Origin of the sequence: Legionella pneumophila subsp. pneumophila str. Philadelphia 1 (genome assembly GCF_000008485.1) — a bacterium.
GTDB lineage: Bacteria > Pseudomonadota > Gammaproteobacteria > Legionellales > Legionellaceae > Legionella > Legionella pneumophila.
In genome coordinates, this window is record NC_002942.5 from 3,147,974 (window position 1) to 3,165,075 (window position 17,102).

The following is a 17,102-nucleotide window of genomic DNA, read 5'->3' on the forward strand; positions in this document are numbered from 1 at the left end:
CCTACCTTATTATTTAATTTTTCTAATCTCAGTTGTCTTCTGATCATTTCATGAGCTATTAACCGATTTCTTTAGCAGCTTGATAAATTGCATTAATCATAGTTAATGCTTGATTCGTTTCATCCACATCATGTGTCCTGATAATTGCAGTGCCTTTAAGAGCAGCATATATTCCTAGCGTAATACTTCCAATCAAACGTTGCTCAACTTCATTATTCAATACAGCACCAATTGTGCTTTTGCGTGAAACGCCCAAAAGAATTGGCAATCCAAAAGAACGCAATTCGTTCAGATGATAAATTAATTTTAGGTTATCTTTAACGCGCTTTCCAAAACCAAAGCCAGGGTCAAGAATTAATTTATTCTTATTCAGCCCAGCTTTCTGGCATTTATCGATGCGCTCTTTAAAAAAATGCTGTAATTCCTTCATTATTCCTTCTGGGTAAGAAGGATTTTCTTGCATAGTTCGCGGCTCTCCTTTCATGTGCATTAAACAAACAGGAACATCTAACTGCGCAGCAACATTCAGAGCACCATCCCTTCTTAAAGCATAAACATCATTTATAACATTCGCACCAGCATCGATTGCCGCTTCCATCACCTCTGGCTTATTAGTATCAATAGAAATACACACATCTGCGAGGACACGAAGTTGTTTGATTACGGGAAGAACTCTTGATAGTTCAACATCTAAAGGGACTGGGGGAGCACCAGGTTTGGTTGATTCCCCACCAATATCAATGAGATCAGCTCCACATGCAATTAATTTTAAGGCCTGATCACAGGCGCTATCAACAGACAGATACTTGCCACCATCATAAAATGAGTCCGAGGTAACATTTAACACACCCATAATTAATGGCTTTTCAAAAACCAAGGAGGAAGGAGGTTGGCTCTTTCGCTCAAGCCAACCGAGGAACTGTTCAGAATTCACAGGGTACTCTCGATAAATAACTACTGATAAAATTAATGTCCTTCTGCCGGATTTTCTATTGTTTCGCCATTAATAGGCTTTGCAGGAGCATCATTAACCGACTCAGCCTTATCCATCGGTTTTGTTGACCCCCAATCCTCCGGAGGGGTAGGCTCTTTACCAGACATAATTTCTTGAATTTGATTGGTGTCTATCGTTTCGTATTTGATGAGGCTTTGAGCCATTAAATGTAATTTATCGATATTAGTTTCCAATATTTCTTTTGCTCTTTGATAGTTCCTGTCAATAATAGCACGAACCTCGTCATCAATTTGCTGTGCTGTTCTATCGGACATCTCCTTATGTTTATTCACTGAGCGTCCTAAAAATATTTCTTCCTCTTCCTCACCAAAAGTTAGAGGACCTAAAGCAGATAAGCCCCAAGTTGTAACCATTTTGCGAGCAATCTCAGTAGACCGCATAATGTCATTGGAAGCACCCGTTGTCACACTTTCAGGACCAAAAATTAATTCCTCTGCAATTCGACCACCAAACAGACTGCATAATTGACTTTCCAAACGGCGTTTGCTGTGACTATATCTGTCTTGTTCTGGTAAAAACATAGTTACACCCAAAGCTCGGCCTCGAGGAATTATTGATACTTTATAAACTGGATCATGCTCAGGAACTGACAGACCAACGATAGCATGACCTGCTTCATGATATGCGGTGAGTTTTTTCTCGTTATCATCCATTACCATGGAGCGTCTTTCAGCCCCCATCATAATTTTATCTTTTGCTTTATCCAGTTCAATCATACCCACTTTGCGTTTATTAGCCCTGGCAGCAAATAATGCCGCTTCATTAACAAGATTGGCTAAATCCGCTCCTGAAAAACCTGGGGTACCGCGTGCAATAGCTTTCACTTCTACATGGCTATCTACAGGGACCTTTTGTAAATGAACTTTTAATATTTGCTCACGACCTCTGATATCAGGCAAAGGAACAACGACTTGACGATCAAAGCGGCCGGGACGTAAAAGCGCGGGGTCCAAAACATCGGGACGGTTAGTTGCCGCTACGACAATAACTCCTTCATTACCTTCAAATCCATCCATTTCAACAAGCAATTGGTTAAGTGTTTGCTCGCGTTCATCATGACCGCCACCCAAGCCGGCGCCTCTGTGTCTACCTACTGCATCGATTTCATCTATAAAGATGATACATGGCGCATGCTTTTTGGCTTGCTCAAACATATCACGCACTCGGGACGCACCGACCCCAACAAACATCTCAACAAAATCAGAACCTGAAATGGTAAAGAAAGGGACTTTCGCTTCCCCGGCAACTGCCCTGGCTAATAATGTTTTACCTGTACCAGGGGAACCGACCAGCAAAACACCGCGGGGAATGCGTCCACCCAAATTTTGAAACTTTGTTGGATCACGTAAAAAATCGACAAGCTCTTTCACTTCTTCTTTGGCTTCATCAACACCTGCAACATCTGCAAAGGTGACTTTAACCTGATCTTCACCTAATAGCCGAGCTCTTGATCTGCCGAAAGACATTGCGCCGCGACCACCGCCGCCTTGCATTTGGCGCATGAAAAATATCCATACACCTATCAATAACAACATTGGGAACCAGTTAATAAATAAATGCAAAAGGAAACTTTCCTGTTGTTTTTCCTGACCACTGACATCGACTTTGCTTTTCAACAATTCGCCTAACAAAGCATTGTCTTGCATCGGCATGTACGTGACAAAGCGTTTATTATTCTTGGTTACGCCCTTGATGATTTTGTTATCCTCAATCGTAACAGAGTTAATCATCCCTTGATCCACTTCCTGTAAAAACTGGCTATAAGAAATTTTCTCAGCAACTGAGTTACGAGGACCAAAATTACTGAAAACAGAGACAAGAACTATCGCTATTATCAGCCACAAAAATAAATTTTTAACCATGTCGTTCAATGTATTAACCTCGTTAGTTACTTACAATTTTGTTGCGAGACCCAAAATAGCTCTTGCACAGCTCATATCATCCAAAACAACGCCAAGCATATTTTAAATATATATAAAACTACTATAAATTATAGCCCTTTGCCAGCAAATAGGTTTCTTTTGAACGAGATCTTGAAGCGGATGGCTTACGGATTACCACTTTTTCAAAAGACGCTCGTGCCTGTTTGACTAATTCATCAAAACCCGAGCCATGAAAAATTTTAACTAGCATATTACCACCGGGTTTTAACATTTTTTCCGCGAAATCAAAAGCCAGCTCTACCAGATACATGGCTCTTGGAATATCTATTGCTGAGCTTCCACTCATATTTGGGGCCATATCCGATAATAACAAGTCTAAAGTCCTTTGAGGAATCAAATTAATTAATTCTTGCAAGACATTATCTTCACGAAAATCCCCAAGGATAAACTCCACATTAGGCAAAGCATCCATGGGTAAAATATCTAATGCAACAAGACGACCGCTTCCTCTCATCTTTTCTGAGGCGTATTGTGTCCAGCCACCAGGAGCAGCCCCTAAATCAACCACTGTCATGCCTGGTTTAATGAGTGACTCTTTGTCATCTATTTCTTTGAGTTTATATACGGCTCGACTTCGATATCCTTCAGCCTGCGCTTTTTTTACATAAACGTCATCAAAATGCTCTTGCAGCCAACGTTTACTGCTTTTAGTACGATTCATAACGAATAAAGATAAAACAATTTTTCCTATGATACAGAATTTTACTACCTTTTCCCAGCAAAACGTGCAATAATTCACCATTTTATTATCTGGGATATCGCAGTGGATACGTCTTTTAAACAATCACTTAAAGCCAAGGCTCATCATTTAAAGCCCGTTGTGCTCCTTGGCGCCAAAGGCTTAACTGAAGCTATATTGGCAGAAACGAATGTAGCCTTGTTAGCACATGAATTAATTAAAGTCAAAATTAATGGGGCTGAAAAGGAAGACAGAATGCAAATGGCTGAGGAGCTTTGTGAACAATTGCATGCCGAATTAGTTCAGATGATAGGAAATACACTGGTTCTGTATCGTAAAAATGAAGAATAAAATTTGTAAAATCGTTTTGTAGTCTGGGGAATCAAAGCAAACCAACCTTTTTAAATCAAAGGATTTTCAAACTCCCGCAAATATAAATAACCCAGTTGGTATGAAGCGTAATCAGTAATATGCCCTTCATCACGATATACTGGAATCCCGTTCAAATCGGAATAGCAAACATTATCGCGACATTGAACTTGTTTAGGATCGATTATTATCAATTGAGGGTATTTTCTTCGCATGTTATCAAACAATTGGTTTAGCCAAGTCTCATTATCTGAACTGGTTAAAGTAAAGCGGCACTCTTCTGAGTTATAACTTTGTCTTAATTTAATATGCTTAAAAAAGCATTGATGTAAATTTCCATGCGTTACCGCGGTTGATTCGATTAATACAGGTTTTGCTCCAGAAGATATTATCACGCCAAGTGCTCTGTCTAAGGCATCTGCCAAACGCTTTTTGGTTAATTCTGCAGAATAATCATCGCCACGTTGATTGATAATATGGGCTGAAACATAATTTTCCCATACTTGACCTATAATTACATAATCGTAATGATTCTTTTGAATCATGCGATAATATTTTTCCGTTTGCTCATAACAATCCTGATATATTTTATCTTTGAAATGCCACCAATCATAAAGATATATGCCTGGTAAGGAAATACAAGAAGAGGTTCCTTGAGCCAATATTGAAACACCGGCAGCTTTCCCTAACACATCCATAAACCCCCAATAATGATTGGAAAAAGAATCACCTATCATAAGGCCAGTCCTGCCACCTTGCTCTTTTGCTCCTATTTTGCATTTCCACGCATTGTCTGCCCTGGTATTATCTATACATAACGCTCTGTATGGGCTTTCGTAACTCTTTAATTGTTTATAAACCCTAACCAGCTCCTGATTAAATCGTTGTGGATATCCAGAATGAGATTTAATAACTAAAGAGCTTAAATGAGAAAATAAAACAGGGATCAGCAATAAAATCACAACCGTATAACGAAAAGGAATATGTCTGAATTTTTTCGTCGGTTTTTCTATATATCGCCAGGATAAATAAGCTAAAACAAAAACAATGCCATAAACTATAAATAAAACCTCAGACCGCTCTTCGATATTTTGGTACCTTAAAATTGAAAAGACAACCCAATGCCAAATATAAAGAGAATAAGATAAAACTCCTATAAACACTAATGGTCGAAAAGAGAGAGCATTTACAATAGCAAGTGAAGGAAAATTTGTACCTAATGCTATCAACAAACCCGTTGCCAGACACACAAAAAGTGTACGCCAATTAGGATATCCAAGAAGAATATTATCCAGTGTAGCGGTATAAATTATAAAAAATAATGCGGATAAGCCTAAAATAACTAAAATTGACTTATTGATTGAGAACTCAATTCGAGGGCTTAAAGCGATGCAAGAACCGATTAAAAACTCAAAAATACGACTGGAAAATTGATAATAGGTTTGGGCAGGAGCCGCCTGTGAGTAGTACAAAGCCAGCAAAAAAAATAAAATGGCCAACCCATGCACAATATAGATAACCTGCCCTTTATTTAGAAACCGATATAAGCCATACATCGCCAGTGGCAAAACCAGATAACATTGCCACTCAATTGAAAGAGACCAGGTATGCAGCAAAGGAAGTTGATGGGTATCGGGTGAAAAATATCCGGTGGTTGTTTTATTAAAAAACAGGTTGGAAATAAACAGCGATGCTTTACGCGCACTACGACTAAATTCAATTAAATCATCAGGCAAATAAAACAATACACTTAGTAGGGTTGTCACCACGATCAGAGCAACGAAAACAGGCTGTAACCGCCATAACCTTCGATTATAAAAATCGAAGAATGAAAAATCATTCTTATTCAGTGACTCATGGATAATAGTAGTAATGAGAAAACCTGATATAACAAAAAATACATCAACACCGATAAACCCTGATGGAAAAAGCGAGAGGCCCCCATGATAAATTAAGACCAATAAAATTGCGATGGCCCTTAATCCATCTATATCGGGTCTATAATTCATGCCACTTACTCATTTACATAATAAAAGTAGAAAATATTATCATTTAACTCAGAATACAGAAACTTTTTATCCAAAATCAAACTCTATTGTCAATTAATAATATTTTATTTGCCCTACCCCTTGCAAATGAGAATGATTATCATTTATATTTAATTTATAACAAAATAATCCTTCAGGAGATAATAATGGCCCTGGCGTACGGTAATTTTCATGAACTCAGCCATCAATTACGCTTTTTACTATTTGAAATTGGCATAGGACTACCACAAAATAGTGTGGATTATTTTATTACCTTAGCCCATAAAAATACCCTGAAGCGTTTACAGCATGCCTCCATTAAGGAAGGATTAATTCAATCAGCCATTGCAAGTCACCATATCCATGATTTCATTGACCAATTGCAGATAAAACTGAAAAATTCAATGCCGGAAAGCAAGTTTTTTCAATGGCGAAAAATCAGGGAAGCATTAGATGAATCGATTGCTAATGAGGCTTTGGCTTATGCCTACAGGCAAAACTGGAACACCCAATTAAGAAATGAAGCCATGCACTACAAGAGTCTGTGGACATGGATAAATAATGAACTATCTCCGTATCAAACGTTATTATTTCTGGAACAGTGGGGCAGTTTGAGGCATCCCTATCACCCGGCATTCAGCGCAAAAACAGGGTTTACGCGAAGAGAAGTACTCCAAAACTCTCCCGAATTCCAGGCCAAAGTCAGTGTACATTGGTGTGCATTAAATAAAACAAAAATTCAGTCAATAAGCTCAAAAATTGATTATGCCAACCAAATTTCTCAAGAATTTCCCAAAGAATATTTTTATTGGCGTGAAAAATTGTTATTTAGCCACATCAACCCTGATGATTATTATCCAATTCCTGTTCACCCTTGGCAGTGGAGGAATCAATTACAAATGGCGTTTGCATCTTTAATTGATAATAAATCCCTCATCTTGTTACCTCATCACCAAACACTAATACCTTCTTTATCACCTGATATTATGATGCCAACACAATCCACTCAATGTACACTTAAACTGGCTACCACTTTAAGCACCTCAATGGCTGGAAAACTCGATAATTCTGATGACATGGTATTGCTTAGCAGATGGATCGATTCCCTGTTAGCAAAAACAAACTATTACCAAAATACCTTGTTTATATGTAAAAACCTGGAGAGCATGAGCACCTATGATCAAACTCTCTCTGAATGCAATCGAGTAAAATTATTGTTTGGCTTATATCAAAACCCACTCCACAAAATAAGACAGGATCAAAGAGCAGTTCCATTACCTGCCCTATTAACTGATTCACCTTGTAGCAATACACCATTACTCATTGAAATTATTAAAGCTAGCGAACTACACCCAACGACTTATTTCACTGAATATTGTTATAAGATGTTATTTGGACAATTGCATCTATTGCTAAAATATGGATTAGCACTAGAAGTGGAGCAACACAATATTTTAGTCATCTTCGATGACAATAAACCTCAGGGGATAATTATAAAAGAGCCAAACAACCTTAAGCTATGCAATCATGAATTGTTTAAAAACGTTCAAAAACCCAACGCTCCAGACTCTCTATCCATCTATACAAAAGATCTTAATCAGGTTAGAACCCTTTTCATCCAGGGAACATTAAAAAATCATCTACATCACTTGATTGGCTGTTTACGTAATGAGTATCAGATTTCTGAAAAAACCTTATGGGGATTAACGCGCCAAGTCATGCAAACTGTATTTAAAGACTTATCCAAAGACATTGATCCGCGTATTCTAAGTTGGCAACAACATCTATTGCTTCATGATAACTGGGAGCATCAACCTGAATTGTTATTAAGTCTGCATTCCAAAATCAATCGAAATATTACAATAAAGGAATACAACCCATTATCAGAGATCTAAGCTCTACTGGACTGACGAAAAACCCCATGCGCTCTTGTTCCAATCTTAAAATATGAGAACTTCTCGAGGCCGGGATGTGGATACTATGAGTCAATAAATCCCAATTGATTTCTCAATAAGGTGACAGAGACAATGGTATTGTATAAACTAATTCACATACGCCATTTGAAACACTCAAATAATAGAGTATTGTTGGCACAATATATTCCCTCCTCAGCGATAAATAAAAAAAGAGGAGGAACTAATTTTCGTATAACAGATGATACTAAAACATATTCCCAATACCTTAACATTGCTAAGATTAGTTTTAATAGCTCCTTTTCTAATGTATTTATTTCATCATGAATACGTTAAGGCCTTTTATATATTTATCGCCGCAGGATTAACTGATGGTTTGGATGGTTGGTTAGCCAGGCATTTTCAATGGCAAAGTTTTTTTGGCTCATTTGTTGACCCTCTTGCAGATAAATTGTTAGTTGCCTCCAGCTTCATTTCTTTAGCTCTCTTAAACTCCTTGCCCTGGTGGTTAGTGCTTCTTGTTTTTTTAAGAGACTTCACTATTTCAATGGGAGTATTAGCCTGGTATTACTTTATACAGCGCAAACTGGATTTTGAGCCCTCTCGACTCAGTAAACTCAATACCGGCTTCCAGTTAACTTTAGTCACTTTATGTTTATTTGAATTAGCTTACTTTAGATTCCCCTATGATTTAGTTGATATACTCATCTATTTAACTGCCTTTACCACCGTTACTTCCTACCTTGATTATGTTTGGACCTGGAGCAGAAAAGCCTGGTCCCCCAAAGAATCGTAAAAATGAATAAACAGCTGGCCCTGGCAATAAAATTGAATGATGAAGCAACCCTGGACGACTTCAATTGGGGTAATAATACCTTGTTGCAGCAGCAATTAATTGAAATGCTTTCTTTTAAGGCAGACAGGTTGCTCTATCTTTGGGGCCCTAAAGGAAGTGGCAAATCACATTTACTGCAAGCTTGTTGCCAAGCCATTAATTTAACCCAATCAGCCATTTACCTTCCTTTAGCTTTTTTAAAAGAATGGGGACCACAAAGCATTGAAGGATTAGAAGATCAAACTTTAATTTGTATTGATGATATTAATACCATCGCTAACGATTCGGCCTGGGAAGAAGCTTTATTCCATTTATATAATAAGATTAAGGACTCCGAACGTTCTCTTTTAATTATATCAGGTAATCAACCACCAATAAAATGTGACATTAAACTTGCGGATTTACGCTCCAGACTAAGTTGGGGATTAGTTATTCAGTTGAATGAATTAAACGATGACGAAAAAATAAACACACTCAAAATGCGCGCAGCAAAACGCGGATTTGAACTTCCTGAGAGTGTCGGACATTTTTTATTAAACCGTTGCTCTCGAAACATGCATGATTTATATGAGATCCTCAACCAGCTAGATGATGCATCTTGGGAGGCTCATCGTAAAATCACCATACCTTTTGTTAAAAATATTTTGAAAATATAAGAGGTTATTGACTCTCCCTTATAAATTTATTTAAGATCCTTGATGAGGAACCACCGTAATTCTTTTATCATTCCCCATATATTGCCTATCCACAGAGTTACTGAGATGACCGTTTCATGGAGTTACGACAATTGTTATTCTTCAATTTGACAAAAATGAAAACGAGTCTATATTTAAAGAGTTGCACAATTTTTTATCTGCTATTCGCTATTACTTAGATAATTTATGGATAAATTATACAGCGAGCCATTAAAGCGAAAAAAATGTTTCATGGAGAGAGCAATGAACAGACACGATGTTAAAGCGATCCACTCTTATGTTGTAGATGAAGAAAAGAAAAAAATTTCCTTAAAATTAATAAATAAATTATATCGCTTCCTCTCCAAGTATTATCACCTGGCCAGCCAAGAAGAATTTATACGTTTCATCATACAGCCTGATTTGTATGGCGAGTTAACGGTTCTCTATGGAGAAAATAAAGAAATAGCCGGATTCAGCCGTAACTGCAGACAATCTGTTGATCTGGGAAAAAAACAAGTGACTTGTTATATCGCTTATTTGTATCTAAATCCTGAATACCAAATTCACGCATCTATTAAAAGTGCCGGCCTAACTCAGGCAATAAAATACAAGTTAGCCAATCCTCAAGAGGAACTGGTTTACATAGCATTTGCCAACAACCCGTTAACTTACGAATTTATTTATCAATTGAGTGACCTAATATATCCTAAACCATTACAAAGGGTTCCAGATCAAATATTGACCGTTCTAAACGCCCTTAAAAAACAAAACGGCTGGATTTCAACCAATAATCATCCTATGGTTGTCAATTCCCCACTGGTTCCTTTAAGAAGTCAGCTCTCAAGAATTAATGAAGAGAGCAGTGAATTAAAAGAGTTTTATATGTCAGCCAATCCGGATTATTTGCAAGGAAACTCCCTGTTAATCTATATGCCTTTGCATTTGGCTAACATAAGCTATGGATTGAATCATTATGATTCTGACCCCTACCATAATCAGAAACAGCATCATCAAGGATCCTCTCACCGTAAACGCTCCCCTGATCCCGATTTGAGGAATTAAAGTGAAAGGAATACACATTAGAACTTGCCTTTAATCCAGTAGCACCCTCTAATTTCTTTTCAGGAGCCTGGTGCGTACTCATCTCCTTCATTTGTTTCCCGATATCTATTAGTTTACTCTCCAAATTAGCCACTTTCGAGAGCAAATCCGAAGTAGTCATTACTTTTTCATCAAGGTTGTTTAGCTTTTTCAATTCTTTGTCCATCTTGGACTTTCCACATAATTTTTCTATTTTATCCTCGTCCAAACCAAACCATTCGCTAACCAGTTTATTTACTCCTACGCGTTGCACATACCAGTACAAACTAAAGGCAGCCAAGCCGACAATCACACTAAATAATAAAACTGGCCAAAATGTAGGTGTAACAGAAGTCATAACCAGAGCCAGCATGAATGTCGCTACTGATTGCCCGGCAAAAAAACCTCCACCAAAAAAGAGTATTCCAGATACTCCAGAAACAATTGTTTTAGCAACATCCATTTTGGGGCTATTCAGTGCCAAATCAAATTTTTTGCCTGCTTTCACTAAAGAGTTGACACGGTCTTGCAGCATAACAAGGATTAAATGCAACTCATTCAACTCATCCGCTGACATAGAGGCAAGAGAATAATTGTCAATTTTTTTTCTAATCGCCTTAATTTCTTCCATTTGTGACAAGTATAAATCCAATAGCTTGGGAGTGTCAGTTAATTTTATTTCCAGGTTTTGAGAGACCTGGACTAAATCAAACCCATAAAATACAACGACAGATAAAGCGGAAAATAAAATACCTGCACAAAGGACAACCCAGGCAGGAAAAGGTAATACAGCCATCATGGTTGTAATGCTGTCAAACCCCTCGCATGCGGCTAACAATGTCCCAGCTATTGCCAAAAGCCAGAATTTCAACTTATTAGAGACAGGAGGTTCTTTTTCTGCAGGCTTGATTTCCTCATCCGATCCATTCAATGAAGTACTTAAGTCACGTAACAACTCAGCATACAAAGCTGCCTCTATAAATTCTCTTTTCTTTTTTATTTCTTTTGAAGTTTTGGATGATTTGGAAAGATTACTGGCAAGTAGTTGAGTTAAGGATGAAAAATCAATCGACGAACTCCCATTCACTAAATTGGAAGGCCCAGACCCACCCAAATTTAAGTAATCGTTTAATAATTCCAGAGAACGCTGGCTTAGCTTAATTTTTTTTTCAAGCCCCACTTTATACTCCAAGCAAATTAACTCACAGAACCTGAGAACCTTAACCCGGTAATGATTAGGGAAAGATTGATTGTAAGTACATATTTTATACATTTTTTATTAAATTAACATTAAGAGATATGTAATAGGACAAAAATAAAAAACGGCAATTGGTGATATTAAAACCAACTCAATTGCCGAAAAGGGAAATAAACAAACCTAGTGACTGGGGATATAGGTCGTAGAGTATTCTACTGTTTCTATATCCTTATCCCCTTCCAAGGAAGGGACTGTAATATAGCGACTTAGCCGAGGTGATACTAACCACATAATAACTGCAATCAATAGAGTAACAAGACCAATACAGGCAAATACATCGGAATAAATCAATAAAGACTCAACCCCTGGTTTGATGTTCTCTGGAAGTGCTGTAAAAGACGCAACAGTAGCGCCAATGAACCCTGCCACTGCGGAAGTTAAAAACCACATCCCCATAACAAACCCAGCATTAGTAGCCGGCACCAATTCAGCAACCATTGCAACACCAAGAGCTGATACTAATAACTCGCCAAGACTTTGGAATAAATAACTGAAAATCATCCACCAGGAAGAAACCATGCCATTTCCAACATAAAAATAACGAGCAAAATACAGCATTAAAAAGCTCACTGCACACATGGTCATGCCGAATGCAAATTTATAAGGTATAGAAAATAAAATATTATGTTGATGCAATTTTCTATAGAAATAAGCTAATACGGGACTCATTAATACAATCCATATTGGGTTGAGAGCTTGAAAGCTTTGAGGATCAATAGTGATGCCCAGGAAAGTAGGTATTACATTATTTACAGCGAACAAATTTAATGAAGTAGGCATCTGTTGGTATAAAGTAAAAAATATGACTGCTTCAATCATTAAAACCAAAGCGACTAACATTCTCATAAAAGAAGCCTGAGCCTGTTTGCGCATTAAATAGATATAAACAGACACTACCAAGAGAGTAATACCCCACAACAGATTTTTGGCAAGCATGACATGTTGTAATAAATAAGCTGATATTCCAGTAAGTATTAAAACACCCGCTATTATTATTCCCCAGTGAAAGACTGTTATTTTACGAAGATCCGCTTTTGTATTGACATGAGACACATGTTGTCGTTGATACCAATAATTCACAATACCCAAAATCAAACCTATTGCACTAATCATGTAAGCATAAGAGTAACCATAAGCGCTTGATACTGCTGGTCCGACGAATAATGCAACCATACTGCCCAGATTAATAGCCATATAATAAAGGGTAAAACCACCATGTAATCGTGGATCATTGTCATCATAACATTTGGATAACAAATTCGATGGATTCGCTTTGAATAGCCCATTACCTACACAAATCAATCCTAATGCAAGAAATACATGTTGCTTATCAGTAACTGCAAGAGAAAAGTAACCCATGGCCAGCACAACAAGACCGAGAACGATGGTTCGCTTGGTTCCTAGAATTCTGTCTCCCAAATAGCCGCCAATAACCACCATTCCATATACCAGCGCAGAATAAGCACCAAAGGTATAGTAAGACTCTAAATCGCTATAACCCAGGTAGCGAATAAAATAAAGAGTAAGAATTCCCTGAACTGTATAGAACCCAAATCGCTCCCATAATTCCAACATAAAAATCATGTGAAATGCACGAGGTTGCTCACGAAATAAATTCAGCATGAATTTTCATTCCTTGATAGTAATTTTTTTTAACTTAAAGGAAATTCTTGTTTTTTGCAATGCAGATTTAAATTTTAGGGACATCAGGATGTTCTATATCTGACTCGCTTTCTCCATTCTCATCATCACTCTCTTTTGCTGATAGTTTTCTGGATCCCAATGTTCTTGGGGAGGGAGTTAGAGATGAAAAATGCTGAAGCTCCTCTGGGGACTCTTCCTCTATTTCCTCTTTTTTTTCCATTCTTACCTTTTCCTTGAGCCTGTCGATATTTACTGATAACCTCACCAGTACATCCTCAGTTGATTCATGCACAGGTTGATACTCCTTTGAATCCTCAGAAATTGACGCCTCAGCATCTATTGGTGGTAGAACAAACTCGTTATCGATTTGCAAAGAATCTTCTTTTTTTTCTTCTTTCTCATTACTTAAAGTCGGTTTATTATCTATATCCTGTGATTCAGAACTCTCACTTGGGGTCGATTTTAATTTATTGTACAGCCAGACAGCTGTTGCTTTAATTAAAGGCATGCTTACTCTAGCCAAGAAATACGCTCCGCCAAAAATGGCAATCCCAGCCAACATGCCTCCTCCAACCGGCGGGAAAAATAAAGTCACAGCTAAAGCGGCGATAGTAAGCGCAGACAAAGCAACCGCGATAGTCCTGTCCACAACTTTCATTGTACCCAATTTTTTGATTTGTTGTTCTAATTGCAACTCGTCATTTTTTAAACTCTGAAGGCGTTCTTTCTGCCTGCTATAGTCCTCCTGGACAACCGATATTTCATATAAAATGGCTGCTATTTGCTCTTCATTGTCAGCGCTTTGTAAAAGGGATTCCAAATGCTTTGCCTTATCCTGAATTTTCAGCATTTCATCCTCTTCCCTTAAGATCTCCGCTTTTAATTTTCTTCTTTCCCGACCTAATTGATAGCGTTCATAAAGAGTTTTTCCTAATAAAAACGTACCTACACCTAAACTGAGGCCTGCTGAAGCAAAAGCTATATAAGGAGCTGTTACCGGGACTGCCAATGCGGTTATGGTCAATCCTAACAATAGGGCGGAATAAAACCATTTGGCATTATTACTCAAATTAACAGGGACTTCTTCGCCTAGCAAATAAGCCGACAAATAAATGACAGGAATCCTAAGAAAATCAAAGCCTGCCATGGCAACACCACCAAAGGCAAAACCATGAGCCAAAGACTCTTTACCAGGTGTATGGGATAAACTGGTCATCCTATCACCAATTTTGACAACTACTTCACCCGTATCATCAACAGTTTTTAAAAATTTTGACAGCAAAGGAATGCGTTTTGTGGCTTTTTTTAATAGTGACGTTTTATCTATAGGCGTCAACGGATATTCAATAGGACGTTGCATCGACTGTAAGAGTTGAAGAGTCTTTTCTATTTCAAATTTTCTAAATCGTTCGTCTTTTGTAATTCCCATGATAATGACTCAAGAAAAGAATCGATTTAATTTAAGTATATCAATTCATAATTAAGAAAAGATGACATCGATAATTCTTTCTTGCTAATTAGCCCAGATTTCAACTATATTTCAAGTTATAATAAATAAAATAAAACATGATGGTTAAAAAAGCTCTATATTTGGCAGGTGGTGGTGCTCGAGGCGCTTATCAAGCAGGCGTACTCAAAGCTATCGGTCATATTTTACAAACCAAAACCCTACCTTTTGACTTAGTGAGTGGCGTCAGCGTAGGCAGCGTCAATGCGGCCGTACTTGCTGAAAATGCCAATGATTTTCCTGCTGCCCTGGAGAAACTCGAGGCTATTTGGGGTGAAATTCATTGTCAACAAATCTACAAAGCCAGTAACTACGAATTAAGCAAATCAGTAATGCGTAATTTAAGCACCTTGATTATCAAACAACGTCAATCAGGGCATTTGCTTGATACAACACCATTACGGCAATTTCTGGAAGAAAGCATTGATTTCACACGAATTGAACAAAATATACAAGAAGGATACCTCGATACTTTCGAAGTTTTAAGCGCCTGTTATGAAACACATCAAACCATCTCTTTCTACGCTCATAATCATTCAGAATTTGAAGATTGGAATTATCCCCGTCATAGCAGTCAACGTGCCGTGATCAACGCCCAGCATATTCTGGCATCAAGCGCCTTACCATTGTTCTTTCCCCCTGTCAGCCTCAATGGATTCCATTATGGTGATGGAAGCATAGGCTTGGTCGCCCCCCTTCGCGGTGCTATTCGTTTTCAAGTGGATAGAATTCTCATCTTAGGTACCAGGGAATTGCCCGAATTTACTGATCCAGAGACCTTGCGTAATGGTGAAATTGCTTTCGCTCATATTCTAGGCAATATGATGAATGGGCTTTTTCTGGATAATCTGGATAGAGACATTGAGATGGTCAATCGTATGAATGAAATAGCGACACTCTTATCTATGTGGAAAAAACGACGCTCTCCCTGGAGACCAATCTCAACCCTGCATTTACGCCCAAGCCGAGCAATGGCCTCAGTAGCCCAAAGCCATTACACCAGCATGCCAGTATTGCTTCGATTTTTATTAAATATTATGGGGGCCAGAAGTCATTCCGGTGATCTACTTAGCTTTTTACTCTTTGAAAAAGAATTTACTCGGGAATTACTGGAATTAGGATACCAGGACACCATTACTGCAGCGACAGAAGTGAGCGCCTTTTTTAGTTAACCAGAGTTTGGTTGCCAAAGTGCATCTAGTTGTTATGCAAGCTTCCAATTTAAAAAGATCGCAGGTGTTCTAATATTTTTTGGGTAGAAGGCATAACTTTGTTCCATGTAAAGAATGCTTCCGCAGCTTGCTCTACTAACATACCTAATCCATCAACTGCTTCGCACCCTCCATTACGAGCATATTGAACAAAGGCGGTGCTTGTTTTTTGATTATAAGCCAAATCATAACAAAATGGTTTATGGGATAACACCTCTTCAGGTAATACAATGACCTGACCGGACAAACTCGTAGAAGTGGCATTGATGATTAAATCAAAGAATTCTGTTAATTCAGCAAAACTTGTGACATTGATTTGAGGAAATTGACGCTGTAATTCTTCTGCTTTTTCCAAAGTCCGATTAGCAACAATTAATTGTAACGGTTTCGCTTCCAATAAAGGAAAAATAATCCCTCTTGCAGCTCCGCCAGCCCCCAGAATCAGAATTTTTTTATCCTTTAACTCAAGAAATCGGGATAAATCACGTATCAACCCAATACCATCGGTATTATCAGCATGTAATTGATTTTCCTCCATCCATAGGGTGTTTGCTGCTCCAGCCAGGGTGCATCTTTGCGTGCGTATTTTTGCTAATTCATAAGCGCGCTTTTTATAAGGTAAAGTGACATTAAGCCCGTTGCCATACTGGATAAAAAAATCAGAGATTTGTTGTTCAAACTTGACATCATCACCCAAGATTTTTTCATAAATCAATTCAATTTGGGTTTGTTGGGCAAACATTTGATGAATGACAGGAGACAAACTATGTGCAATTGGATGACCTATCACTGCAAAACGACGAAGCACAAAAACTCCTTTATCCTATAGGTTTCATTGGTTTTCCTAATTATAAACTGTTCTCACGCAACAAGCACATCAATCCAAGTTGTTCTTAAATCGCACCCGGTGATCAAGCTGAAAAGTTAGTTGATGAATTTTGAAA

The 17,102-nt window shown here is 37.9% G+C and carries 14 protein-coding genes; 6 read left to right on the forward strand and 8 right to left on the reverse strand.

All coding sequences use genetic code 11. The features are described from left to right. Nucleotides 1–58: 58 nt before the first annotated feature. The 3 genes from folP to rlmE all read right to left on the reverse strand — a co-directional run bounded on the left by folP (nt 59) and on the right by rlmE (nt 3,619). Nucleotides 59–934: a dihydropteroate synthase gene (gene folP / locus LPG_RS14100; RefSeq protein WP_010948483.1), complete on the reverse strand. Its 876-nt coding sequence runs from the start codon at nt 932–934 to the stop codon at nt 59–61. A gap of 32 nt (nt 935–966) precedes the next feature. After that, nucleotides 967–2,877, reverse strand: coding sequence for an ATP-dependent zinc metalloprotease FtsH (gene ftsH, locus LPG_RS14105; RefSeq protein WP_015443940.1), 1,911 nt, complete (start codon nt 2,875–2,877; stop codon nt 967–969). Nucleotides 2,878–2,998: 121 nt separating this feature from the next. Further along, nucleotides 2,999–3,619, reverse strand: a complete 621-nt coding sequence (gene rlmE / locus LPG_RS14110; protein ID WP_015443939.1) for a 23S rRNA (uridine(2552)-2'-O)-methyltransferase RlmE — start codon at nt 3,617–3,619, stop codon at nt 2,999–3,001. Nucleotides 3,620–3,721: 102 nt separating this feature from the next. Here rlmE and yhbY point away from each other — a divergent pair, with 102 nt between their 5' ends. Further along, nucleotides 3,722–3,988, forward strand: coding sequence for a ribosome assembly RNA-binding protein YhbY (gene yhbY, locus LPG_RS14115; protein ID WP_011216639.1), 267 nt, complete (start codon nt 3,722–3,724; stop codon nt 3,986–3,988). Between the two features lie 50 nt (nt 3,989–4,038). Here yhbY and LPG_RS14120 read toward each other — a convergent pair whose 3' ends face one another. Further along, on the reverse strand, nt 4,039–6,015 hold the full coding sequence (locus tag LPG_RS14120; RefSeq protein WP_010948486.1) for an acyltransferase family protein: 1,977 nt from the start codon (nt 6,013–6,015) through the stop codon (nt 4,039–4,041). A 185-nt stretch (nt 6,016–6,200) separates the two neighbouring features. Between LPG_RS14120 and frgA the strand changes: the two genes are divergently transcribed. The 4 genes from frgA (at nt 6,201) to LPG_RS14140 (ending at nt 10,520) form a co-directional block, all read left to right on the forward strand. Continuing rightward, nucleotides 6,201–7,928 (forward strand): siderophore biosynthetic protein FrgA, encoded by a 1,728-nt coding sequence (gene frgA / locus LPG_RS14125; protein WP_010948487.1) that lies wholly within the window; start codon nt 6,201–6,203, stop codon nt 7,926–7,928. A 259-nt stretch (nt 7,929–8,187) separates the two neighbouring features. Then, entirely contained in the window at nt 8,188–8,742 is a 555-nt protein-coding gene (locus LPG_RS14130; protein WP_010948488.1) for a CDP-alcohol phosphatidyltransferase family protein, read from the forward strand. A gap of 2 nt (nt 8,743–8,744) precedes the next feature. Beyond that, nucleotides 8,745–9,437, forward strand: a complete 693-nt coding sequence (gene hda / locus LPG_RS14135; protein ID WP_015443937.1) for a DnaA regulatory inactivator Hda — start codon at nt 8,745–8,747, stop codon at nt 9,435–9,437. Between the two features lie 282 nt (nt 9,438–9,719). Further along, on the forward strand, nt 9,720–10,520 hold the full coding sequence (locus LPG_RS14140) for a hypothetical protein (RefSeq protein ID WP_072364010.1): 801 nt from the start codon (nt 9,720–9,722) through the stop codon (nt 10,518–10,520). Here LPG_RS14140 and lem29 read toward each other — a convergent pair. The 3 genes from lem29 to LPG_RS14155 all read right to left on the reverse strand — a co-directional run bounded on the left by lem29 (nt 10,405) and on the right by LPG_RS14155 (nt 14,869). After that, the gene (lem29, locus tag LPG_RS14145; RefSeq protein WP_010948491.1) at nt 10,405–11,811 is read right to left on the reverse strand and encodes a Dot/Icm T4SS effector Lem29; all 1,407 of its coding nucleotides are present in this window, start codon (nt 11,809–11,811) and stop codon (nt 10,405–10,407) included. The two genes, LPG_RS14140 and lem29, sit on opposite strands and share 116 nt — an antisense overlap. Nucleotides 11,812–11,916: 105 nt before the next feature. Continuing rightward, nucleotides 11,917–13,419 (reverse strand): oligopeptide:H+ symporter, encoded by a 1,503-nt coding sequence (locus LPG_RS14150; protein WP_010948492.1) that lies wholly within the window; start codon nt 13,417–13,419, stop codon nt 11,917–11,919. Between the two features lie 67 nt (nt 13,420–13,486). Continuing rightward, on the reverse strand, nt 13,487–14,869 hold the full coding sequence (locus tag LPG_RS14155; protein WP_010948493.1) for a hypothetical protein: 1,383 nt from the start codon (nt 14,867–14,869) through the stop codon (nt 13,487–13,489). A 137-nt stretch (nt 14,870–15,006) separates the two neighbouring features. On the opposite strand from LPG_RS14155, the gene LPG_RS14160 reads away from it, so the two are divergent. Then, nucleotides 15,007–16,119, forward strand: coding sequence for a patatin-like phospholipase family protein (locus tag LPG_RS14160; RefSeq protein WP_010948494.1), 1,113 nt, complete (start codon nt 15,007–15,009; stop codon nt 16,117–16,119). A gap of 49 nt (nt 16,120–16,168) precedes the next feature. Here LPG_RS14160 and aroE read toward each other — a convergent pair whose 3' ends face one another. After that, nucleotides 16,169–16,966, reverse strand: a complete 798-nt coding sequence (aroE, locus tag LPG_RS14165; RefSeq protein WP_010948495.1) for a shikimate dehydrogenase — start codon at nt 16,964–16,966, stop codon at nt 16,169–16,171. Between the last annotated feature and the right edge of the window lie 136 nt (nt 16,967–17,102).